The 19,889-nt window shown below is 67.0% G+C and carries 20 protein-coding genes and 4 pseudogenes; 13 read left to right on the top strand and 11 right to left on the bottom strand.

Features of this window, described 5'->3' with window-relative positions; all coding sequences use genetic code 11:
- Positions 1 to 278: 278 nt before the first annotated feature.
- Complete coding sequence (locus ACGFN2_RS01520; RefSeq protein ID WP_362608349.1) at positions 279 to 368, bottom strand: putative leader peptide; 90 nt, start codon at positions 366 to 368, stop codon at positions 279 to 281.
- Between the two features lie 145 nt (positions 369 to 513).
- Between ACGFN2_RS01520 and ACGFN2_RS01525 the strand changes: the two genes are divergently transcribed.
- Complete coding sequence (locus ACGFN2_RS01525; protein WP_393356655.1) at positions 514 to 936, top strand: YjbQ family protein; 423 nt, start codon at positions 514 to 516, stop codon at positions 934 to 936.
- Between the two features lie 27 nt (positions 937 to 963).
- Positions 964 to 1,110, top strand: a pseudogene (locus ACGFN2_RS01530) (DUF6197 family protein); the annotation flags it as partial.
- A 214-nt stretch (positions 1,111 to 1,324) separates the two neighbouring features.
- Here the strand turns inward: ACGFN2_RS01530 and ACGFN2_RS01535 are convergent.
- From ACGFN2_RS01535 to ACGFN2_RS01545, 3 genes are all read right to left on the bottom strand, one after another.
- Positions 1,325 to 1,660, bottom strand: coding sequence for a helix-turn-helix domain-containing protein (locus tag ACGFN2_RS01535; RefSeq protein ID WP_393357154.1), 336 nt, complete (start codon positions 1,658 to 1,660; stop codon positions 1,325 to 1,327).
- 85 nt (positions 1,661 to 1,745) lie between these two features.
- Entirely contained in the window at positions 1,746 to 1,907 is a 162-nt protein-coding gene (locus tag ACGFN2_RS01540) for a hypothetical protein (RefSeq protein ID WP_393356657.1), read from the bottom strand.
- 5 nt (positions 1,908 to 1,912) lie between these two features.
- Positions 1,913 to 2,437: a hypothetical protein gene (locus tag ACGFN2_RS01545; RefSeq protein ID WP_393356659.1), complete on the bottom strand. Its 525-nt coding sequence runs from the start codon at positions 2,435 to 2,437 to the stop codon at positions 1,913 to 1,915.
- Between the two features lie 42 nt (positions 2,438 to 2,479).
- On the opposite strand from ACGFN2_RS01545, the gene ACGFN2_RS01550 reads away from it, so the two are divergent.
- Complete coding sequence (locus ACGFN2_RS01550; RefSeq protein WP_362608345.1) at positions 2,480 to 2,791, top strand: hypothetical protein; 312 nt, start codon at positions 2,480 to 2,482, stop codon at positions 2,789 to 2,791.
- A 31-nt stretch (positions 2,792 to 2,822) separates the two neighbouring features.
- Here the strand turns inward: ACGFN2_RS01550 and ACGFN2_RS01555 are convergent.
- Both ACGFN2_RS01555 and ACGFN2_RS01560 read right to left on the bottom strand, forming a co-directional pair.
- A pseudogene (locus tag ACGFN2_RS01555) lies at positions 2,823 to 3,076 on the bottom strand (hypothetical protein); the annotation flags it as partial.
- A gap of 208 nt (positions 3,077 to 3,284) precedes the next feature.
- On the bottom strand, positions 3,285 to 4,211 hold the full coding sequence (locus ACGFN2_RS01560; protein ID WP_393357156.1) for an alpha/beta hydrolase family protein: 927 nt from the start codon (positions 4,209 to 4,211) through the stop codon (positions 3,285 to 3,287).
- Positions 4,212 to 4,410: 199 nt separating this feature from the next.
- On the opposite strand from ACGFN2_RS01560, the gene ACGFN2_RS01565 reads away from it, so the two are divergent.
- The 5 genes from ACGFN2_RS01565 (at position 4,411) to ACGFN2_RS01585 (ending at position 10,018) form a co-directional block, all read left to right on the top strand.
- Positions 4,411 to 5,007 (top strand): TetR/AcrR family transcriptional regulator, encoded by a 597-nt coding sequence (locus ACGFN2_RS01565; protein WP_393356661.1) that lies wholly within the window; start codon positions 4,411 to 4,413, stop codon positions 5,005 to 5,007.
- Positions 5,008 to 5,422: 415 nt separating this feature from the next.
- Entirely contained in the window at positions 5,423 to 5,938 is a 516-nt protein-coding gene (locus ACGFN2_RS01570; RefSeq protein ID WP_393357158.1) for a PLAT/LH2 domain-containing protein, read from the top strand.
- A gap of 519 nt (positions 5,939 to 6,457) precedes the next feature.
- A complete protein-coding gene (locus ACGFN2_RS01575) occupies positions 6,458 to 7,447 on the top strand; it encodes a helix-turn-helix domain-containing protein (RefSeq protein ID WP_362608342.1) in 990 nt (329 codons plus the stop codon).
- 114 nt (positions 7,448 to 7,561) lie between these two features.
- Positions 7,562 to 8,026: a hypothetical protein gene (locus ACGFN2_RS01580; RefSeq protein WP_393356663.1), complete on the top strand. Its 465-nt coding sequence runs from the start codon at positions 7,562 to 7,564 to the stop codon at positions 8,024 to 8,026.
- Positions 8,027 to 8,377: 351 nt separating this feature from the next.
- Positions 8,378 to 10,018, top strand: coding sequence for a flavin-containing monooxygenase (locus ACGFN2_RS01585; RefSeq protein WP_393356665.1), 1,641 nt, complete (start codon positions 8,378 to 8,380; stop codon positions 10,016 to 10,018).
- Positions 10,019 to 10,231: 213 nt separating this feature from the next.
- Here the strand turns inward: ACGFN2_RS01585 and ACGFN2_RS01590 are convergent, their stop codons facing one another.
- From ACGFN2_RS01590 to ACGFN2_RS01605, 4 genes are all read right to left on the bottom strand, one after another.
- Positions 10,232 to 11,689, bottom strand: coding sequence for a SulP family inorganic anion transporter (locus ACGFN2_RS01590; RefSeq protein ID WP_393356667.1), 1,458 nt, complete (start codon positions 11,687 to 11,689; stop codon positions 10,232 to 10,234).
- Between the two features lie 73 nt (positions 11,690 to 11,762).
- Positions 11,763 to 12,356: a carbonic anhydrase gene (locus ACGFN2_RS01595; protein ID WP_362608337.1), complete on the bottom strand. Its 594-nt coding sequence runs from the start codon at positions 12,354 to 12,356 to the stop codon at positions 11,763 to 11,765.
- Positions 12,357 to 12,946: 590 nt separating this feature from the next.
- Entirely contained in the window at positions 12,947 to 13,378 is a 432-nt protein-coding gene (locus tag ACGFN2_RS01600; RefSeq protein ID WP_393356670.1) for a class I SAM-dependent methyltransferase, read from the bottom strand.
- A 795-nt stretch (positions 13,379 to 14,173) separates the two neighbouring features.
- Positions 14,174 to 14,488, bottom strand: a complete 315-nt coding sequence (locus ACGFN2_RS01605) for a hypothetical protein (protein ID WP_362608334.1) — start codon at positions 14,486 to 14,488, stop codon at positions 14,174 to 14,176.
- Positions 14,489 to 14,822: 334 nt separating this feature from the next.
- Between ACGFN2_RS01605 and ACGFN2_RS01610 the strand changes: the two genes are divergently transcribed.
- The 4 genes and pseudogenes from ACGFN2_RS01610 (at position 14,823) to ACGFN2_RS01625 (ending at position 18,172) form a co-directional block, all read left to right on the top strand.
- Entirely contained in the window at positions 14,823 to 15,632 is an 810-nt protein-coding gene (locus ACGFN2_RS01610) for a hypothetical protein (protein ID WP_393356672.1), read from the top strand.
- 109 nt (positions 15,633 to 15,741) lie between these two features.
- Positions 15,742 to 15,912: pseudogene (locus ACGFN2_RS01615) on the top strand (transposase); the annotation flags it as partial.
- Between the two features lie 273 nt (positions 15,913 to 16,185).
- The gene (locus ACGFN2_RS01620; RefSeq protein WP_393356674.1) at positions 16,186 to 17,415 is read left to right on the top strand and encodes a hypothetical protein; all 1,230 of its coding nucleotides are present in this window, start codon (positions 16,186 to 16,188) and stop codon (positions 17,413 to 17,415) included.
- Positions 17,396 to 18,172, top strand: coding sequence for a hypothetical protein (locus ACGFN2_RS01625; RefSeq protein WP_393356676.1), 777 nt, complete (start codon positions 17,396 to 17,398; stop codon positions 18,170 to 18,172). Before ACGFN2_RS01620 ends, ACGFN2_RS01625 begins: the two co-directional genes overlap by 20 nt.
- Before the next feature lie 157 nt (positions 18,173 to 18,329).
- Here the strand turns inward: ACGFN2_RS01625 and ACGFN2_RS01630 are convergent, their stop codons facing one another.
- Positions 18,330 to 19,043, bottom strand: coding sequence for a transcriptional regulator (locus ACGFN2_RS01630; RefSeq protein ID WP_393356678.1), 714 nt, complete (start codon positions 19,041 to 19,043; stop codon positions 18,330 to 18,332).
- A gap of 2 nt (positions 19,044 to 19,045) precedes the next feature.
- Here ACGFN2_RS01630 and ACGFN2_RS01635 point away from each other — a divergent pair.
- Positions 19,046 to 19,876, top strand: a pseudogene (locus ACGFN2_RS01635) (oxidoreductase).
- The last annotated feature ends 13 nt before the right edge of the window (positions 19,877 to 19,889 follow it).

The following is a 19,889-nucleotide window of genomic DNA, read 5'->3' on the forward strand; positions in this document are numbered from 1 at the left end:
GCCACAACCAACAACTGGGAACCAGCAACCGGGAACCGACAGCCGCGAGCCGACTACCGGGAACCGACAACCGAGCACTAGCACCTGACAATCAGCCGACACCGACAAGACCGGCGGCGGTACATGACGGGCTACGGGTAGCGGCAACCAGCCAAATGCCACCAATGCGGAAACCGGGGGCCGACCCAACACCGGAAAGCGGGAGGGCGAGCCGCCCAAAACGACAGCCTCAGCGCGAACCCGACCGAGGCCGGCCTCAACGCATCAACAGAAAGAAATCAGCAACGGCCGCCGCGGCGACACGCGGCAGAGGCCACCCGCACCAGGTCGATGTGACCGCGCGTGGTGAGCAGGGCTGATGTAGACATGCCGCTGAACGTAGCGGCGCACTCCGAGAGGGGTCAAACACCATCTCGGCTGGTGGACCTTCGTTTCCGGACCATTGCGGCCGCATTGCCGACGACACCCACGGGGGTGCGGACGAGGGCGGACCAGCCATACGAAAATGAACGCATGAGCACCGCATTCACCACCCGCACCCTTGACGTCACCACCGGCTCGACGGAAACCGTCGCCGACCTCACCGCCGACTGCGCCGCCTTCCTCCGCGAGACAGCAGACGGCCGCGACGGCCTGCTGAACATCTTCGTCCCCCACGCCACGGCCGGCATCGCCATCCTCGAAACCGGAGCCGGCAGCGACGAAGACCTCCTGGCCGCCCTCCACGACCTCCTCCCCGCCGAAAACCGCTGGCGCCACCGCCACGGCACCCCCGGCCACGGCCGCGACCACGTCCTCCCCGCCCTCGTCCCACCCCACGCCACCCTCCCCGTCATCGCCGGCCACCTGGCCCTCGGCACCTGGCAGTCCATCTGCCTCGTCGACACCAACGTCGACAACCCAAACCGCCAGGTCCGACTGAGCTTCCTGGGCTGACCAAGACCGCCCTGTGGGTGGCCGTGAATTTTCCCCCATCAAGCCGGCAACGTCCTCCCCTGCGGCGTGCGCTCCGTCCGGCCCGGCTGGTCCGTGCGTGGCGAGGCATGGGACATCGTCCAGCGCGCCCTGTTCGACTCCCTTGTGGTGCTCAGCAACCACATCAACGGCCGCCCCGTGCCCGGTGGCGCAAGCTGCGGCTCACGGAGGATGCCTACCGGCGCACCCTGCTGTGGTGCCGGGGCTACGGGCGACGAGTCGGGAGGGCGTGGGCAGGGACAGTTCTGCGCGGCGGGCGAACTCCGAGATCGTCAGCGCGGGCAGGTCCTGCTGAACGTCTCCAGGAGCTCGGGCGGCACGGGACATGGCCGACTCATGGGGGGAGTTGTCATGGCGTACGGGTGCCGAAGTGGGCGGCGAGATGCAGTGCCACGTGGATCTGGAGGCGGTGGTCGGCGAGCGGGACGGGCAGCAGTTCCTCGATGCGGCGCAAGCGGTAGACGATGGTGTTGCGGTGGACGTGCTGCTCCTTCGCGCTGCGGACCAGGCTCTGGCCGCTCTGGAGGTAGCTGAGCAGGGTCGCGCGGTGTTCGGCGGCGGCAGGGCCGTCGTGGGCGAGGGCGCCCAGCGTCTCCTGGACGAACCAGCGGACGCGTTCCGGGTCGGGAAGGCGACGGCCGCGAGGCTGACGGTGTGCCAGTCGGTCACGTCGCTGTGTGTGGATGCGCTGTCGGCAGCGCGGCCCGCATCGAGCGCCTGTAGGTGGGTGCGACGGAAGCCGTCCGTGCCGGAGGCTGCCGGACCGAGGGCTATGCGAGTCCCCTCAAGGACGGGGCGTACGGAAGTCGGGCCTGCCGCTCGCGGTCGCTGGGGTGGCGGACGCGGCTGAGCCAGACCCACAGGTGGTCGCCGTCGGCAGCGACGGTGAGCAGCGTGGCCCCGGGCAGGCGGTCGGCCAGCTGGGCAGCCACCCTGCTCAACAGTGCCCCGGTCGCCCCGCCGGGCCGCCACAGCACGGCCCCGATGTGGTGGTGCGCGAGAGCGAGACCGAGGTCCCGCTCGACACGGTCGCTATCGAGGGGTCGGCCGTCGAGCAGGGCCTGGACGGTGGCGCGCTGCCAGGCCGCCCGTCCCTGGGCGAGGCGTTCCCGTTCGGCCAGATAGCCCCCACGATCTGGGTGATCGCGTCGTCGATCACCTCGGTGACGACGAGCGGCACTTCGGCCAGCGCCTGCTCCGGAAGGAGCTGGAGACGCATGCGGGACAGCAGCTGTTCGAGCCACATCCGGTGGGAGTCGCGCACGCTGTGGACCACGGTGTCGAACGGCAACGCCTGTTCCGCCGCGGACGCCGCGATCTGCCGCAGGCTGTCAGAGGCGTCCGGCCGGAAACCGTGCCCGCCCAGCCTGGCCAGGATCTCCAGGAGCAGCGCGTCAGCGCTCCGGTGGATCGCCCTGACGGGCAGGTCGGTGCGCTCCGCCTCCTGGAGGACGACGGTCACCGGTACTTCCCCCGGCCGCTGCACGCCCTGGCCCGTGCCCTGGTGACCTCTTCCCTGCAACCGCTCACCTGGCGGGTCCACGGCATGACCCCACCGCCCGCCCCGGTGCGGGCCCTGCTCGTGAAGACGACCGGGCTCATGATGCGCGTACAAAGGGCGCTGACGCCCGACCCGTCCGAGAACTACCAGGAACAGATCGAAGCCCTCACCCGGCAGGACCGGCGCGAGCGGGCCGCCAACATCCGGCGCCTCGACGAGGACTTCGCTGCCTTCTTCCGCAACCGACACGGTCAGCCGCCCCGGGACGCCGCGGCCGACGCCACCGAACTCCCCAGCGAGACCCTCTCCGCCTGACGATTCGAAGGCCGCTGCCGCGACGGTTTGCAAGGATCTCGTTCGCCGTGCCCCACCCCTGCGACGGACGCTGCTGGGACAGACCCAGTGAGTCGCGGTCGCCGTAGGTCAGGTTCCGCAGGCCGCTTTCCCGCAGGGTGGTCTCCAGGGCCACGACCTGCCCCCGGGGCGGAATGTGCATCGAGACGCCGGTGGCCTGGATCGTCTTGGCGTTGGGTACCTGCTCGGCCGGGTCATCCAGCCTCGGCACGTGGAGACCGAGTTCTTGTCGCCGCCGTCCAGGATGGCCTTCTGTCGGCGCCCTGCTTGTACCCGATCACCACTGGCTGCCGTTCTCGTCCAGCCCCAGGGTGTCGATCCGGCCCCGGAACGGTTGTTTGTCCAGCTCTGTGGTCTGCCCCACCCGAGAACTACGGTGGCCCCGCGTCCCGGGCCGCGGCGAGCCGAACGACGAAAGCGCGGCCGACCGATGAGGGACGTCGCAGCGGAGAACCTACTTGGATTCGACTCGTCCCACCGGGTCGGGACCGGTTGTCAGTGCCTCGCATGCGGTCTGCCAGGTGGGGGCGCCGGGGTGGAGCTGGGTGTGGAGGTAGGCCGTGGTGAGCCGGGCGAGGGCGGCGACCCGCTCGGGGTTCTCGTCGGTGGTCTCGGCGGCGTCGTATCCGGCGATCCCGCCGAGTCCGTGCTCCGCGTCGAACAGGGTGAGCAGAGTCTTGGGGCCGGGGGCGAGGGTGTAGGGGTCGGCGTGCCAGTCCGGTCCCATGTCCGTGAAGTGCCGGGAGTCGTCCTTGTCGCCGGCGACGACCAGCGCGGGTGTGGCCATGGTGGAGAAGTCGACAGCCCCGATGATCGGCCACTGCTCGGCCATGGGCCCGTTGAGGACTTCGCCGCCTCTGCCGGGCGCGGCGAGCAGTACGCCCGCCTTGATCCGGGGCTCGACGAGGCGGACCACGTTCCCGGTGTCGGGGTCGGTGAGCCCGGCGCCGAGCAGGAGGGCGGCGGTGAAGCCGCCGAGCGAGTGTCCGGCGAGGGCGACCTTGGTGTGGTCGATCCGTCCGGCGAGCTGTGGCACGGTGCGCTCGATCACGTCGAGCCGGTCGAGGAGGTGGGTCATGTCCTCGGCGCGGGAGCGCCAGAAGTCGGGCGCGCCGGGTGCGTCGGCGACCAGGTGGCTCAGTGTCCTGGAGGTGAGGTGGGTGGGCTGGACGACGACGAATCCGTGTGCCGCCCAGAAGTTGGCGAGCGGCGCGTAGCCGTTGAGGGAGGAGAGGTTGTTCGAGGGGCCGTGCCCGTGGGAGAGGAGGATGACGGGGAGGCTGGTTCCTGTCGCGGGTGCGGAGACGCGCACCTGGAGGTCCACGGGACGTCCCGGAACGGAGAGGACTATGGGACCGAAGGACAGGACCGGGACGGGCATGCCCCATGTGTCGGTGGTGGGGGATGTGCTCACGATGTGGTTTCCCTTTCGGTGGCACCTGCCGTCGCCGGCTTCTGAGACCGATGACGGTCAAGGCGGTCAGGGGCGTCCCGCTTCGACTAACCTGAAACGGAGCGCCGCACCATTTAATATTCGGAGCGCTGCTCCGGTTTGTCAATCGGCTTGGAAGGAGAACGAGATGGCTACCGAGAGCCCTGCAGGGGAGCCGCCGTCCCGAAGTAAGCGCGCCGACGCCCAGCGCAACCGGCAGACGGTGCTCACTGCTGCCGCCGAGGTCTTCGTCGTCTCCGGCGTCGACGCGCCGATCCGCCAGATCGCGGCCCAGGCAGGCGTCGGGATGGCCACGATCTACCGTCACTTCCCGACCCGGGCGGATCTCGTCACCGCCGTCTACCGCCACCAGATCGAGGCATGCGCCGAGGCCGGCCCGAACCTGCTGACCAGTGCCGGCTCCCCACTCGACGCACTGCGCCAGTGGGTCGATCTCTTCGTCGACTTCCTCGTCACCAAGCACGGACTCGCCGACGCCCTGCAGTCCGACCATGACCGCTTCGCCGCGCTGCACGCCTACTTCCTCGACCGACTGCTGCCCGTCTGCGCCGAACTGCTCGACGCCGCGGTCGAGGCCGGCGACATCAGGTCCGGCACTCAGCCCTACGAGCTGATGCGTGGCATCGGCAACCTCTGCATCGGACGCGACAACGACCCCCGCTACGACCCCCGACGCCTGATCGCCCTCCTCCTCCAGGGACTCCAGCGACCTCACACGTCCTGATACCGACGAGCGACCTCACGGGGGCGCCGCTCAACGTCGTGAACATTCGCTGTCGTAGCTCGTGAACAACGCCATGACTGCTCACGGTCTTGTCATGCGTAGGTCCATCCGAATCCCCCGGCTCCGTCAGCGAGGGCCACGGCACTCTCTACCGTGCGCGGACCACTTCGTCCGCCTGGCGCGGTCACCCGAGCCTTCCGCACTGCCTACGGCATGCGGCATGCCGCCCAGCGACTACCGGAACCGCGCACTCACCTCAGTCCGAGTAGACGCATCTCCAAGCCATCGAGGACCCATCGCTAACGACATCTCACGGGATACACCAGCAAGCTGGTGATGCCCTCGCCGCCGACGAAATAAGGAAAGAGCACGGGACGTAACCGCCTCACCAGCCGAAAAGGAGCATGTCTTGAAGATGCGTATCGGTCGGGTCGTCGCAGGCACGATGGCGCTTGCCGCCACCACCATCATGGCGACCTCAGAAAGCGCCGCTGCCGGCGTCACACCCCGCATCGGATCGGACCACACGTATTCCGGGCGACAGCACACACCATCCGTTCCCCTGTACAAGGGGAGCGGTGTGGCTCAGCACCAATACCGCGTTGCCGTGTACACCGGCGGAGAGGAGGGTGGTGGCACCGACGCGAACGTCTACATCACCATCTACGGCACCAGGGGCTCCGCAGGGCCGATCAGACTCGACAACTCCGCAAACAACTTCGAGACCGGCAAGACCGATCGTTTCACTCTCGGTCTCCGCAACCTCGGCCGGCTCAAGAGCATCAAAATCCGCCACGACAACAGTGGTAGGAAACCTGGCTGGTACCTGAACAGGGTCACGATCGACGGCAACGCCAAGTTCAGCGCCTACCGGTGGCTCGCCAAGGACGAAGAAGACCACAGGACCTGGGTGAAGCTCTCCCGCGACTGAGCACCATTACTTTTCCGAGACCCTCACCGCACTGGGGGGTGAGCGACCTCTGCTGATTGGGGAGCGCGCCGGCGCAGGCCACGCGGTGTTCTCGTACGGTGCGTAACGCAGTTGGTGGCGGAGCTACGGGAGAACGATAACGATGCCCCTGGGAGCCGATGGCGGCCCCGGGGGCATCGTTCGTGCGGCTCGCACGGTTCGAGCGGGCTCTGGCACAGATCTTGGGCAGCGGCCGTGGAGGGGCACCGCAGTATTCGGGGGTTGCGAGGGTCTGGTCCCGTCTGAGGCAGCGGGCGTCTCCGTGCCAGGCAGGTGGTGGTGACACGTCAGTTGTTGCTGTACCTGCCCGTCCGACGGGCGATGTGTTGATTCCCCGGCGGGCATCGCCTTCCGAACAGCGCGGCTGGTTCTGGCCGTTCGGTAACGGCGCTGCGCGGGTATCTGCTAAAAGTCGCACCCACGCTGCGCTGTGGGACGGAAGCGCTCAGAACAGGTGGATGCGTGCGACCGGGGGGATCGATGATCAAGAAAGTCTTCCGGACACATGACGTTCCCAGGGAAGACCGGTTCGACTTATGGCGGGAACTCGTCAGCCATACACACGCTCCGCTCCAGCTGGAGAGTGAGCACTCAGCTGACTTCCAGGCCTCCCAGGAGGTGTTGACGCTCGGGGACGTGACGATCTGGCCCACGACGTTCACACCGGTGCGTTACGTGCGGACCGCGAAACTGGTCCGGGCCTCCGACCCAGAAACCGTCCACGTATCACTGCCGATCCGCGGAACCCTCCGCGGATCGCACGGGAACCACGAAAAGACCTGCGGGCCCGGCACCTTCTGTGTCCTGGACACCTCGCGCCCGATCAGCCTGATGAGCGGGGACGGCGACCACCCGCATACAGGCATCGGCCTGGAGATCCCCAAGGTGCTGTTACCGCCGACCAGGCGCCACATGGCCTCACTCACCTCCATGCACTTCACCGAGCAGGAGGGTTTCGGGACCCTGCTCGGGCAGCTCATGCGCAGCGTGGCGTGGGACACCGGAACTTACGGTCCTGCCGACGCCGAACGGCTCGGCACCATTGCCGCTGACCTGCTCTCCGCGATGTTCGCCCACGCCCTGGAGGCCGAGCGGAGCCTGGCGCCGGAGACACACAAGCGCACCCTGATATTACGCATCCGCGCGTTCATCCGGCAGAACTTGAACGACCCGCTGCTGACGCCGTCCATGGTTGCCGCGGTACATCACATCTCCCTCAGCTATCTGCACCGCCTCTTCCAGGGCGAAGACTTGACCGTCGCCGCCTGGATTCGCCACCAACGCCTCGAACGTGCCCGTCGCGATCTCACCGATCCGGCACTGCATCACGAAACGATCCATCAAATTGCCGCTCGTTGGGGGTTCAGCCGCGCCGCTGACTTCACCCGTGCCTTCCGTACCCACTACGGCATACCGCCCAGGGACTGCCGGCACCGAGCATTCGGTCTCCAGGTCAAGACGCATTGCTAAGTTCTCAGCACCCCTTGCTGATGACCTCCGCGGCAGCTGCCTGCATTGTGGAATCGCGGCGCCGGCCGGCTGGTCGGCTGACGCGCATACACCTAGTGGGGAAGGACGTTCATCATGCACGCGACGCGCATCACCTTCATCCTGGCGGGGTTACTGCTGCCGCTCATCGGTCCGTTGAGTGCCGCTGAAGCTGCCCCCTCCAACCCGGGCACACCCCCGGCGCAACGCACGTCCGCCCTCGTCGATCGCAACCAGGCAGTAGCGAAAGTCGCCGATAGGGCGTGTGTCACCTCGGGAGGGTACGGCGGCGCGCGGTTCAAGAAGCTCACCGGGCCCGTGACGAAGCTCAAGGTCACGCTGTGGGCGTATGACGGAGTCTCTGACGGTCAACACGTGCGTGTCCGGCTCGTCACGAAGAACAGCAAGGGCCAGAGGCACTATTGGAAGTGGCACAAGACCTCTTCCGAGAAGACGTGGCATACGACTGCCCGCGACGTGTACGGCATTTTTGAAGTGGGCGCCCAGGTAGCACAGTTCAAGGGCAACAAACGCCTGGATATGTGCACCGCCTGGAAGTAGTCCGCGCCCGGCAAGGAACTCGGTGTCGGTCGCGCCAGGTTCCCAGAGCATGGAGAACGGGAGATCAGCCAGCTGATCCGCCTCGTGACGCATGTCCCGCAGCCGTCCCTGGTTCCGCCCGTTCGGATACGGAGCGGCGCCGCCCAAGAGGCGCAGGCGTGCAAAGCGTGGGTCTTCTCAGCGGGCCAGGGCGTGAACCAAGATGTCCTCCTGCGGAAAGCGCGCGAAGGAGCCGGTCACCGGCCCCGGGCGGCCCGCCGGACGGGCTGCGGCGTCGCGTGCCGGAGGCCGTCCGGCACCGGCGTGCGCAGCCCGTACCAGCCGGCGTGAGACACCTGTCAGGAGAACAGCATGCACAGCGCCCCCAGACCCGCTTCCCGCTCCGGCGCCCCGCAGCTCGACGCCGTCATCGTCGGGGCGGGCTTCTCCGGCCTCTACCAGTTGTACCGACTGCGCGCATTGGGCCTGCGCACCCGCGTCCTCGAAGCGTGTGAAGACATCGGCGGAACGTGGTACCGGAACCGGTACCCCGGTGCCCGCTGCGACGTCGAGAGCACGGCCTACTCCTTCTCCTTCTCGCCCGAACTGGACCAGGAGTGGGAGTGGAGCGAGCGGTACGCGACGCAGCCGGAGCTCCTGCGCTACCTCCATCACGTCGCCGACCGCTTCGACCTGCGCAAGGACATCACCCTGCGGACCCGGGTGACGGGGGCGGTGTACGACGAGGGCGGGCACACCTGGCAGGTCACCACCGACACCGGAGAGACGGTCACCACCCGGTTCGTCGTGCTGGCCACGGGCTGCATGTCGGCCGTCAAGGAACCGGACATACCCGGGGCCGGCACCTTCGCCGGCCGATCCCTGCACACCGCCGACTGGCCGCACGAGGACGTCGACCTCACCGGGAGACGGGTCGCCGTGATCGGCACCGGATGCTCCGGCATCCAGGCCATCCCGATCCTCGCCGAGCAGGCCGCCGAACTCACGGTCTTCCAGCGGACACCGGTCTATGCGCTGCCGGCCCGCAACCGGCCGCTGTCCGCCGCGGAGACCGCCGAACTCAAGGCCAACTACCCGGAGTTCCGCGCCGCCCAGCGGCTTTCCAAGGGGGGCACCCTCTTCGAGCCGCCCACCCGGTCGGCCCTGGAGGTGGACGAGGCGGAGCGCAGGGCCACCTATGAGGAGGGCTGGGACTCGGGCGTACTCAGCGGCCTCCTGCGCACGTACACCGACATCCTCGTCGACCGGGACGCCAACGACACCGTCGCCGAGTTCGTCCGGTCCAAGATCCGGTCGATCGTCACCGACCCGGAGACGGCCGAGACGCTCTCGCCGCGCACCTTCCCGTTCGGTACCAAGCGTCCCTGCCTGGACACCGACTACTACGCCACCTACAACAAGCCGCATGTGCGGGTCGTGGACCTCACCAGGACCCCGATCGTGGAGATCACACCGAGCGGGATCACGACCTCGGACCGGGAACACGCCGTCGATGTCATCGCCTTCGCCACCGGCTTCGACGCGCTGACCGGGTCCCAGGTCGCCATGGACATCGTCGGCAAGGGCGGCACCACCCTCAGGGAGAAGTGGGCCGACGGCCCCCGAAACCACCTGGGCCTGCTCTCGGCCGGCTTCCCGAATCTCTTCACCGTCATCGGGCCCCTCAGCCCGTCGGTGCTCAGCAACGCGGTCGTGGCCATCGAACAGCATGTGGAGTGGATCAGCGACTGCATCGCCCACCTGCGGCGGAACGGGATCACCGAGATCGACGCCACCCCGCGTGCCGAGGCGGACTGGTGCACCCATGTCGCCGACCTCGCAGCCCAGACCCTCTACCCGTCCGTCGACTCCTGGTACATGGGGGCGAACGTGCCGGGCAAACCGCGGGTCTTCCTGGCCTACACGGGAGGCCTGGAGCGATACCGGGCAGAGTGCGCCGCCGCCGCTGAGGACGGCTACCGCGCCTTCGCCCTGTCCGGCGGCGCTGACTGAGCAGCCGTCCCCGGCCGGCGAACGGGTCACCGATCGCCGGCCACGGCGAACAGCGCACCCCAGAGCGTGGTGTCATTCGGCAGCTGGCGTTGCGTGTACAGGACGCGAGGCTGCCCCTCGCCGAGATCGGCAAGGGGCAGGAGTGGATGGGTGTGCGCGTCTGCGGAGCAGGTGAGCCGCTCTACAGGCTGTGCGTTCGAAATGGGTGGCCGGTCAGACCTTCGTGAGCTCCTTGAGCGTGGTTCCTCGCTGTTGTGCCCAGTTCTCCAGTGTGATGCGGCAGGCGTGGTCGAGGTGGCGCAGTTCGGAGAGGTCGAGTTCGACGGGATTGTCGTGCGGGAGTGCTTCGAGGGTTTCGAGCATGCGGGGGAGCCGGAGGAAGGTGGCAGATCCGGTGAGGGTGACGAGGAGCCGGCCGTCGGTTGTTTCGTGGGTGTCGAGCTGGATGTGGGAGGTTTCCCAGGCGCTTTTGATCACGGCGAGGGCGATGCCCAGGAGGACGCCTTCGAACATGTTGGTGGTGATGATGGCGATCGCGGTGACGGCGAGCACGAGCGCCTCGCCGCGGTGCGTGCGCCACAGGGGCAGGAGGTCCTTGACCGGGACCAGCTTGCAGCCGGCATGGACCAGGACCCCGGCGAGCGCGGCCAACGGGATGACGCCGATCGCGGCCGGCAGGAGGGCGGCGAACAGCACGAGCCACAGCCCGTGCAGGATGCGGGAGAGCTTCGTCTTGGCTCCGGCCTGGACATTGGCCGAGCTGCGGACGATGACCGCTGTCAGCGGCAGCGCGCCGAGCACTCCGCAGAGGGCGTTCCCCACGCCCTGAGCCATCAGTTCCTTGTCGAAGTCGGTTCGCGGACCGTCGTGCATGCGGTCGACGGCTGCGGCGCTGAAGAGGCTTTCGGCCGAAGCGATCAGGGCGAAGGCGAGGACCGTGCCGAGGGCGGCGAGACTGCCCAGCGAGGCGAAGTCGGACATCCCCGGCGGCTGTATCGCCGAGAGGAGCCCTTGGACCTCGACGCGGGGAACGGACCAGCCGGCCACCATGGTTGCCGCGGTGGCCAGGGCGACCGCGGCAAGCGGCGCGGGGAGCAGCTGTGCCTGGGCCGGGAGCTTCTTCCACAGCACGAGGACGGCGATGGTGCCAGCCCCGATGGCGAACGCGGTCAGGGCAGAGCCGGAGGTGGCGATCTCGGTGACCAGGTGCGGCACTCCCAGGATCTTGTCGATCCCGGAGCGGGGCTGCGCGACTCCGGCCATGGTGTAGAGCTGGCCGAAGATCAGAACGAGCCCGATGCCGGCGAGCATGCCTTGGACGACCGCGACCGTGATCGCACGGAAGAACCGCCCGAACCTCAGTGCACCCAGGACGAGTTGGACCAGTCCGGCGACCAGGACGATGGCCCCGAGAGCGCCGAGGCCGAATTCCTGGACGGCCTCGAAGACCAGGACGGTCAGGCCGGCGGCCGGGCCGCTGACCTGGAGGCTGCTGCCGGGAAGGAAGCCGACGACCAGGCCGCCGACTATGCCGGTGATCAGGCCGAGTTCGGCCGGCACACCGGAGGCTACGGCCACTCCCACGCACAGGGGCAGGGCGACCAGGAAGACGACGAGGGAGGCCAGGACATCACGCCGCAGATGGGCGGGCCTTTTGAGGGTGGAGAGCATCAGTGGACTTCCTCGCACAGCGGAAGCGGAAGGGGGAAAGTACTGGGTGGCCCGTGGGGCGGGCAGATACGGGTCACAGCGACAGGAAAGCCTTCTCGTCCGGCCCGTATGCCGTGACTGCTCCGGTGTGCACCTCGTAGTACCAGGCGTGCACGTTCAACGTGCCCTCCTCGACCCGTTCCGCGATGCAGGGGTGAGTGTGCAGTCGCTCCAGCTGGGCGACCGCGTGCAGCTGGACCGCCTCCGCAACGTCCGGGGAGAGCGGAGTGGTCGTCTCAGGCTGGACGGCCGCGTGCTCCAGCCAGCCCTGTACGGCGGGCAGGGCGGCGAGGTCGCCTCCGCTGACCAGCGCGTTGACCGCGCCGCAGTGGGAGTGTCCGCACACGACGATGTCGCGGACGCCGAGTACCCGCACCGCGTACTCGATGGTGGCTGTCTCCGCGGCGGGGCGGTCGCTGCTGTACTCGGGCACGATGTTGCCCGCCGTCCGCAGCTCGAACAGTTCACCCGGCCGTGCACCGGTGATCAGTGACGGCACCACGCGCGAATCGGAGCAGGTGATGAACAGCACCGCGGGGCTCTGCCCGGCCTCAAGGGCGCTGAACTCCGCAGCACGTTCTGCCACACGCGCGGTGAAGGATCGTGCGTTGTCAACCAGGGACTTCATGGTGGCCTCTCTCCTGCGCTCACGAGCGGCCCGCGAGCGCGGTGTGTTCAGGTCATCAGGGGAAGGAGGTTTGGCGGCATGCCGGAAGGGCCTGACGCCGGCGCTTGCGCGTCATCGTCGACGCGAAGCGAAGAGGTGATCAGAGACGGGACGACGCTCGCGCCTACCGCGCGGAGCACCTCGCCACCGCATGACGGGGGGAACGTGCGTGTTCAGGGAGCGCCAGTGTCGAACAGTGGCCGGTATCGCATGGGATACGCCGAGGCTCCATCAGCACATCTCCCCCGAATATCACGGCCGTTGGCCAAAGCACAGGCGCGCCATTGCGTCAGCACGTCAGGCGCCCGCTTGACCATCTCGCGAACACCTCTTTGCGCGGACATTACCTCATGATCAAGGGTCAAGTCACGGTCAAATAACGGCCGAAGGGTTTCCCCTGCGGTCAATTTGGCGCGTTGGCCACTGCGACGCACCCAGGCGTACGCCCCTTGGGTCGCCGGCGACGCAGCGCGCCGGCGAGGCGGGACTGAGCAGTCTGCACCTGCAGGGCCTTCACCCGACCCCCACTCAGCAGGTTGAGCGTCGGGTCATCAAGCAAGGCGGAGCTGGGTCATCGGGTCGCCCGTGTCGACATAGAGGCAGGAGCTCGGCTTGAGAGCGCGTCGGATGTGCTCGACAGCGGATGCGTACAGCTCGCGGTGACGGCCGTCCAGAGCTCCGACGCGGCATGCGAATGCCAGATCAAAGAGGCCGGTCCCCTCAGGCAGAGCGAAGTCCTCCACCGCAGCGCAGTGCGTGGAGAGCAGTCCGGCCTCGATCTCGGCCGCGCAGTGACGACGTGTCCTGTCGATCCCGGCCCGGGACCGGTCCAGCACCAGGACGTGGCCGGTGGGAGCGACTCTCCGCGCGACCTCACGCGCGGCGGCACCAGGTGCCCCACCGATCTCCAGAACGCGCAGCCCCGGTTCCAGCGGGAGAACGTCCACGACCCGACGCAGCCGTTCCGACAGCCCCGCAGTCATTCACTGACCCCGCTTCATCGCGCCAGGTACCTTTCAGAGGATCTCCGAACGTCCGGCAGCGGCCGCAGCTGTCGCACAGTGCAGCCGGACGACGCGCCGGCGCGTCGAAGCGAGTGCACTGCGTTGCCTCTCGCGGCCGGCTCGGTATTTGGATGATTCTGGCATTGGTGCCCGAACGGCACCGGGACTGGCAGCGGGTGTCTCTCCGCGATCAAGGCTGCGTTGTCGAGAACGGCAACTGCGGTCGGCCCGGACCGGCAGCCTCACATCGTGGAGGAGGGTGCTGCGCACAACGGTGGGCTCGACAGCCGGGCTCACCGTACGCCGCCCTGCCGGCGAGAGCAGCGCGTAGAACCCAGTCGCCGAGCTCGACCGAACCTCTCTGTCGCTCGGTCGTGGCCATCCGTGAAGGCCGACAATCGGCGTTAGTGGCGCTCCGACGCGACGAAGGGGAGTCCGGCCTGGATGCGGTCCTGGCGATGTCACACGGCTCAAGGCCCTGTGCTTGGGCCTGGTGCTGGCCGTGACCGGAGTGCTCCTGCTCATCGAGGGCGCCACCGGACTGTGGCCGTTGGCGCGCCCAGACCTGCGGCGTACACGGGCACCCAAGCCCTCGCTTGGGTGGCAACGGGCTCCGACGTCCCGAAGGACGCCGGAGCCAACCGTGGCGGGTGCCGCCGGACGTGGCGACGGACAGAATCATCCCGCGACTCGTCGTTGTGCGCGGCGGCAATTCCCCCCCGGTGGACTTTCAGGGGCGCCGTCTCACGGATGCGGGACGAATGGTTACAGCTTTCAATTCTTCCTGGTCTGTACATCTATCGCGCCGAGCCTGCTGCCATAGCAGTTCATTTTGAAGATCCATTTGCCGCGTCCCACCCACGCGCCGAAGTGCTCCGTTCCGTCGGCGCACTCGGCATTTGCTCGAGCATGGCCGTACGGGACGCGGCACTTTGCGGTCCAAGTGGAGTGCGTATGCTTCTCGTTGAAGCATTTGACCTGGTCGAAACGGGTGTAGTTCGCGGCAGCAGCCGGGGTGGCCGTGATGAGTCCTGCCGATGCTGTGCCGAGAATGGCTGCGCCAAGTGACAGTGCGAGCGTGCGCTTCAAGGTGTCCCCCTGTTCCTTCCGGGCCCGTTGGTCTGCGGGCCTGGTCTTTGGATCTTGGCGTCGATGTTACCGGTGGGTTCGGTGTGAGCGCAGTCTTCGCTGCCCGCAACTGAGTTGGGATTGAGCCGACTTCACACTCGAAGTGGCTGTGTCGTGCACAGGTCAGCGACGCAGAGGCAACGGTGCAGAGGTAGTTCCAGACAGCGTTGGAGGGGCGCCGGTACGGTCCACAGCCCGGCCCGGAGCCCTCCTGGCGCATCCGGCCCGGAGCCACAGTGTCGGATAGCGTCCGGCCATTGGATGGGGGCCGGTCGAGTAGAGAAGGGGTCTTCGCGTGTATTACGAGACGCTTGTTGCGTTGCACGGGGTGCTGGACCGGTACCCGTGGGCGGAGCACATCACGTGTGACGACACGGGGAGCGAGCTGTTCGGACTTGCTATGCGCAGGTCGGAAGCCTACGGCTGGTATTCCACCGGTGGGTGGACCTACCCGTTCAAGGGGTGGGGCGAGGCTCGAGTCGTTCAAGACCCGGGGCGCTGGGCCGATTGCCTGGCTGGTGGGGACTGGACGCAGGATGGGAGGGTCCGGCAGCTGGCGTGGATGTCGGCGGACATCCCGGTCGATGTCCGTGAGCCGCGTTTCCCGGTCCTTCACGTGGCGCGCATCCTGTCAGATGCGGTGAACCGGATCGGGCTCGTTCGGTTCACCGGGCTGCATGCGGTTCTCCCACTGCAGGAACTTGTTGGTGATGCCTCCGACGACCTGGAGGAGATGCGGGACTGGTTCGCTCTCGCTGATCCGTCCACGTCGGTTCCCGTGAGTGTCACTGTCGCTGCTGGGCCTGCGGTGTCAGGGAAGGCGGCGGCCGTGTGTGGTGCTGTGGGGGAGCGGCTCGGTGGCCTCGCGGAAGTCGAAGTTGCTGCTGGCGAGCTTGACTTGTCCGGTATGGCGGACGCGCGTGGTGAGCATGGCTACAACAAGGGCCGTGAGCGTGGTGTGATGCGGTTTGCGTGTCGTGCCCGGGAGTGGTCGCCGGATGTTGCGGTGTGGCTGGTCGAAGTCGTGAGTGATGCGTTGCGCGCAACCGGATGCGCGGAGCAGGTGGTGGTGACCGTCTCGCTGGCGTCCCCGCCCGCCCGCTAACCAGTACTCCTGCGCGAGCGGCCGGCTGGTGGCCCGGAGGGCACCTCATGACTGTGGGGGCTATGACCTGCGCCTGTGGAAGCTCGCTTACCCAAGTGGGCGGTTCTGCGACATGCCGGAGATCGTGAACGCGATCCTCTATCAGGGGCGGACCGGCTGCCAGTGGGCCTATCTCCCGTACGACCTGCCGGAGAAGAGCGCGACGTACTACTTCTTCGCCGCTTGGCGGGATGACGGGGCCGACCACGTCATCCACGAACCCCTGCGCTGCCATGTCCGACTGAGCTTCCTGGGCTGACCGCCGGCGGCCGGTGAGCATGTCCGCGAAAGACCGGATGGGCCTGGTGAGCGCAGGTGGACCAACCAGCCTCGCCAACTGGCGACAGCCCGTACAGCGAATCCGTTGTCCGCTGTCGAGCTCGGTGAGAGCATCAAGGTCCAACGGTCCCTCTCCTTCGTTTGCGCTACGCAACGCGAATGAAAGAGTGCGGGCCGTTGCCATGTCCACGGGTTTGAGTAATTTTCCAAGAACTGCGAATGACAGGTACCGGTTATGTACACAGCAGAGCCGACAGAAGCCCGCATCGAGGATGCAGGCAACATCTTGGTTGCGCCTTCGATGTTGCATGATGAGGACTCGATCAGGGACTTCTTCGGCTCCACCATCACGCCAGAGGAGCTTGCTTCTGGTTCGCCCGATCTCGGGCAGAAGACCGTCTACCTGTGTGGTGACATATCCGCGATCAGCGGCCGCCAACTGCAGGCGGCGGACCGGGTATTCGTTGTACGGGAGCTTTCTCACGGTTACCGCGAGGGCGTCGACAAACCTTGGTCCCTCGTCGGCCTCGGCCGAGTCCCCGTCCGCGTACACGGCGTCGGCGTGTACTACCGGGGCTTTTTCGGAATCGGCGAGGACTACTTCGGGCGGATCAGTGCGGAGCACGCTTTCCAGTCCCTGACGGAGTCCACCAAGCCTGGAACGGCCCATCGCAGCGGAATCTATCTGACGCCCGTCACACGAGACGGTGACGAACTGCATTTTCGTCTGCTCCGGTGCTCCACGAATCTCTCGGGGCCGACTGAGGGCTTTCGCCCGACCGATGCGCGCATCGTCGAGGCTCTGAACCGTGAGGCCGCCGCCGTCTTCCGGAACCAGGCACCGCTCAATCACGTCCTCGCTCAGATTTACCACAACACCCGCGCCACGACCGAGCGCAAGCAGTCCAAGGCCAAGATCTCGGCCCATGCCGACAAGACCAAGGACATGCCTGTCAATGGGATCATGGCCTTCTGCACCTTCTATGACCGGCTCGACAAGCTGCAGCCCCTGGCCGAAGACGCCTTCGACTACGGTGCGAAGGGTGCCAGCGGGATGACCAAACTCCACTTTCGCCTCAAGGAACGGGCTGAAGACCACAACGGAGTCGCGCTCCCGCCGCAGTTCACTCTGACCCTCCACCCCGGCTCCGTGTTCTTCATGCCGCTGTCCACCAACCGCCTGTATACGCACGAAGTCCGGCCCTCGGCGTTGGATGCTGAGTTGCTCCCGACCCGCCTGGGGTACGTGGTGCGCTGTTCGAGCGCCGAAGCCGTTCACAAGAACGGCCACACGTTCCTCAAACTGGCCGAAGATTTGGTGCAGCTGGGGCCACCCACACCGGCCGGCATGAACGAGCTGCGCAGACTGTACGCCGAGGAGAACAGGGCCTCGTCCTTCATCGACTACGGCGAAGAATTTCTCTTCAGTATGAACACGGGAGATTATGTTGCACCTCAAGTATAAGATCTCGGATGAGATCATCGTGTGCGCTTTGCCGATCGAGGGAAATCTCTTTGCGGAGCTGTCCACTTCGGTTCGCCTGGAAGACGTAGGAAAAGGCCGGCGAGGTGCCGTGATTACCAGGGTTGACGAGGCGGATGGTGGCGTACCTCTCGTACGCACTACCACTCGATATGGCAGCCCGGCGCAGCGTTTCCGGGTAGTGCACGAACGGCTGGCGCAACAGATTCAAGAACGCGCGGCGCTCTCGGTCGGCTTCAACAACGCTCTCATCGAGAACTACACGGACGCTTATAAAACAATGGGCAGTCATTCCGACCAAGCCTTGGACCTGGCCGACGATTCGTTCATCGCTGTCTTCTCCTGCTACCAACACCCCGAAGCGAGCCCGCCAAGGAAGCTGATCTTCGAATCAAAGGGGTCCGGTGGTGAGAAGTGTGAGATCCCCCTCGCCCACAACAGCATCGTCGCGTTTTCCATCGATACGAATCGGCGACTCAGGCACAAGATCGTACTGGACGCGCCCGGCCCGACGGCGGATAACCAATGGTTGGGTGTGACGTTTCGAACGTCAAAGACCTTCGTTCGGTTTCACGACGGACATGTATACCTCCCGCAGGGTGCGCGCCTCATGTCGGCCGAAGATGAGCAGAAGATCGAGTTCTACCGACTGCGGCGCCGAGAGAACAATGAAACGGACTTCACCTACCCGCTGCTGGCATACACCATCAGCGAGAGCGATTTGATGCCGCCCGTCTGACCTCCCTGTGCCTGCGGCGCACCTCTGTGTCCGCGTTTGGTGTGGCCGGGACGGCGCTTGGCCGGCTCGACAGTGAACAGCTTGGAGCGAAAAGCGACGGGTGCTTCGAGTTGGCGACGTTGAGCGCGCGCCAGGAACGGGACACGGGGGTACCGGCTCAAGGGACGCAGCCACCATGGTCGACCGCTCCTCGCGGACCGGCGGGCGGCTGATGACCTGCGTGCTGCCCGTGCGAGGTCTCGGGTTGCCGTATCCACGCGGCCAGTAGCCGAAGCGCTTCTTCGGAGTGGGAGCCTGCCTCGGCGGTGTAGACACTCAGCCGCTGGTCCGGGTCGGCGGGCAGGGTGAGGGACTCGTAATGGAGGGTGAGCGGGCCGACGATCGGGTGGCGGAAGTGTTTGCTGCCATGCGTGTGCCGATACACGTTCTGGTCGGCCCACCAGCGGCGGAAGTCCTCATCCCTGATGGAGAGTTCACCGACGAGTTCGGCCAGCAGCGGATCGTGGGGATGGCGTCCGGCGTCGCGACGGAGGGAGGCGACAATGTCCTGGGCGTGGGTGTCCCAGTGGGTATACAACGAGCGGGCGGTCTCGTCGCAGAACATGAACCGCACCAAGTTCCGCTCGCGGTGCGGCAGTGCGTCGAAGTCGGTGAGCAGCGCACGTGCCATCTGGTTGGACGCGAGGACGTCCAGTCGCCGCCCCAGCACAAGGGCGGGAGTGTGCTCGAGGGTGCGGAGCAGGTCGCGCAGCCCCGGGCGGACCGGCTGCGGACGCGTCGCCGCGCGGCGGGGCCTGCCTGTGGCGGGCTTGGCGAGCTGGAACAGATGGGTGCGTTCGACGGGATCGAGGCGTAGCGCGCGGGAAGACATTCCTGATCACCGGCGTCAGTACCGGTCTGGGCCGTGCACTCGCGCGGGCGGCGTTGGCCGCGGGCCACCGGGTGGTGGGCACGGTACGCACGCCCGCCGACGCACGGGCCTTTTGAGCGCTCGCCGGCGACGCGCACGCCCGCATCCTGGACGTGACCGACCATGACGCGGTGGAGACGGTCGTGGGCGAGACCGAGCGCGAACTGGGCCCGGTCGACGTACTCGTCGCCAACGCCGGGTACGGCCATGACGGCCTCTTCGAGGAGTCGTCGATGGAGGACCTTCGCTGTCAGTTCGAGGTGAACGTCTACGGAACCGTGGCAGTGATCAAGGCGGTGCTGCCGTACATGCGGGAGCGCCGTTCGGGCCACCTCATCGCCGTCACCTCGATGGGCGGGCTGATCACCATGCCGGGCCTCAGCTTCTACCACGGCAGCAAGTTCGCGGTGGAGGGCATCCTCGAAACGCTCGGCAAGGAGGTCGCCGATTTCGGCATCCGTGTCACCGCCGTCGAGCCGGGCAGTTTCCGGACCGACTGGGCCGGCCGTTCGATGATCCGCGCACCCCGTGTGCTCACCGACTACGACGAGCTGTTCGAGCCGCTGCGCGCCCGGCGCATCCGCGGCAGCGGGCACCAGCCGGGCGACCTGGACAAGGCCGCAGCCGCGGTCCTGCGAATCGTGGCGGCCGACCAGCCGCCGAAGCGCCTGCTGCTCGGCACCGACGCGCTTCAGCTCGTCCGGGCCGGACGCGACAGCTTCGAGCGCGACATGCTGGCATGGGCCGAGCTGTCGGCCTCCACCGACTTCGACGACGCCAGCCGGTCTGCCTGAAGCGGGTGTCATA

Source organism: Streptomyces sp. NPDC048612 (assembly GCF_043199295.1).
Taxonomy (GTDB): domain Bacteria; phylum Actinomycetota; class Actinomycetes; order Streptomycetales; family Streptomycetaceae; genus Streptomyces.

What these genes read in the sequence shown, in the direction of transcription:
- ACGFN2_RS01520 (WP_362608349.1), bottom strand. Translation starts at nt 368, where the DNA reads ATGTCTACATCAGCCCTGCTCACCACGCGCGGTCACATCGACCTGGTG.
- ACGFN2_RS01525 (WP_393356655.1), top strand. Translation starts at nt 514, where the DNA reads ATGAGCACCGCATTCACCACCCGCACCCTTGACGTCACCACCGGCTCG.
- ACGFN2_RS01560 (WP_393357156.1), bottom strand. Translation starts at nt 4,211, where the DNA reads ATGCCCGTCCCGGTCCTGTCCTTCGGTCCCATAGTCCTCTCCGTTCCG.
- ACGFN2_RS01565 (WP_393356661.1), top strand. Translation starts at nt 4,411, where the DNA reads ATGGCTACCGAGAGCCCTGCAGGGGAGCCGCCGTCCCGAAGTAAGCGC.
- ACGFN2_RS01570 (WP_393357158.1), top strand. Translation starts at nt 5,423, where the DNA reads ATGCGTATCGGTCGGGTCGTCGCAGGCACGATGGCGCTTGCCGCCACC.
- ACGFN2_RS01575 (WP_362608342.1), top strand. Translation starts at nt 6,458, where the DNA reads ATGATCAAGAAAGTCTTCCGGACACATGACGTTCCCAGGGAAGACCGG.
- ACGFN2_RS01580 (WP_393356663.1), top strand. Translation starts at nt 7,562, where the DNA reads ATGCACGCGACGCGCATCACCTTCATCCTGGCGGGGTTACTGCTGCCG.
- ACGFN2_RS01585 (WP_393356665.1), top strand. Translation starts at nt 8,378, where the DNA reads ATGCACAGCGCCCCCAGACCCGCTTCCCGCTCCGGCGCCCCGCAGCTC.
- ACGFN2_RS01590 (WP_393356667.1), bottom strand. Translation starts at nt 11,689, where the DNA reads ATGCTCTCCACCCTCAAAAGGCCCGCCCATCTGCGGCGTGATGTCCTG.
- ACGFN2_RS01595 (WP_362608337.1), bottom strand. Translation starts at nt 12,356, where the DNA reads ATGAAGTCCCTGGTTGACAACGCACGATCCTTCACCGCGCGTGTGGCA.
- ACGFN2_RS01600 (WP_393356670.1), bottom strand. Translation starts at nt 13,378, where the DNA reads ATGACTGCGGGGCTGTCGGAACGGCTGCGTCGGGTCGTGGACGTTCTC.
- ACGFN2_RS01620 (WP_393356674.1), top strand. Translation starts at nt 16,186, where the DNA reads ATGTACACAGCAGAGCCGACAGAAGCCCGCATCGAGGATGCAGGCAAC.
- ACGFN2_RS01625 (WP_393356676.1), top strand. Translation starts at nt 17,396, where the DNA reads ATGTTGCACCTCAAGTATAAGATCTCGGATGAGATCATCGTGTGCGCT.
- ACGFN2_RS01630 (WP_393356678.1), bottom strand. Translation starts at nt 19,043, where the DNA reads ATGTCTTCCCGCGCGCTACGCCTCGATCCCGTCGAACGCACCCATCTG.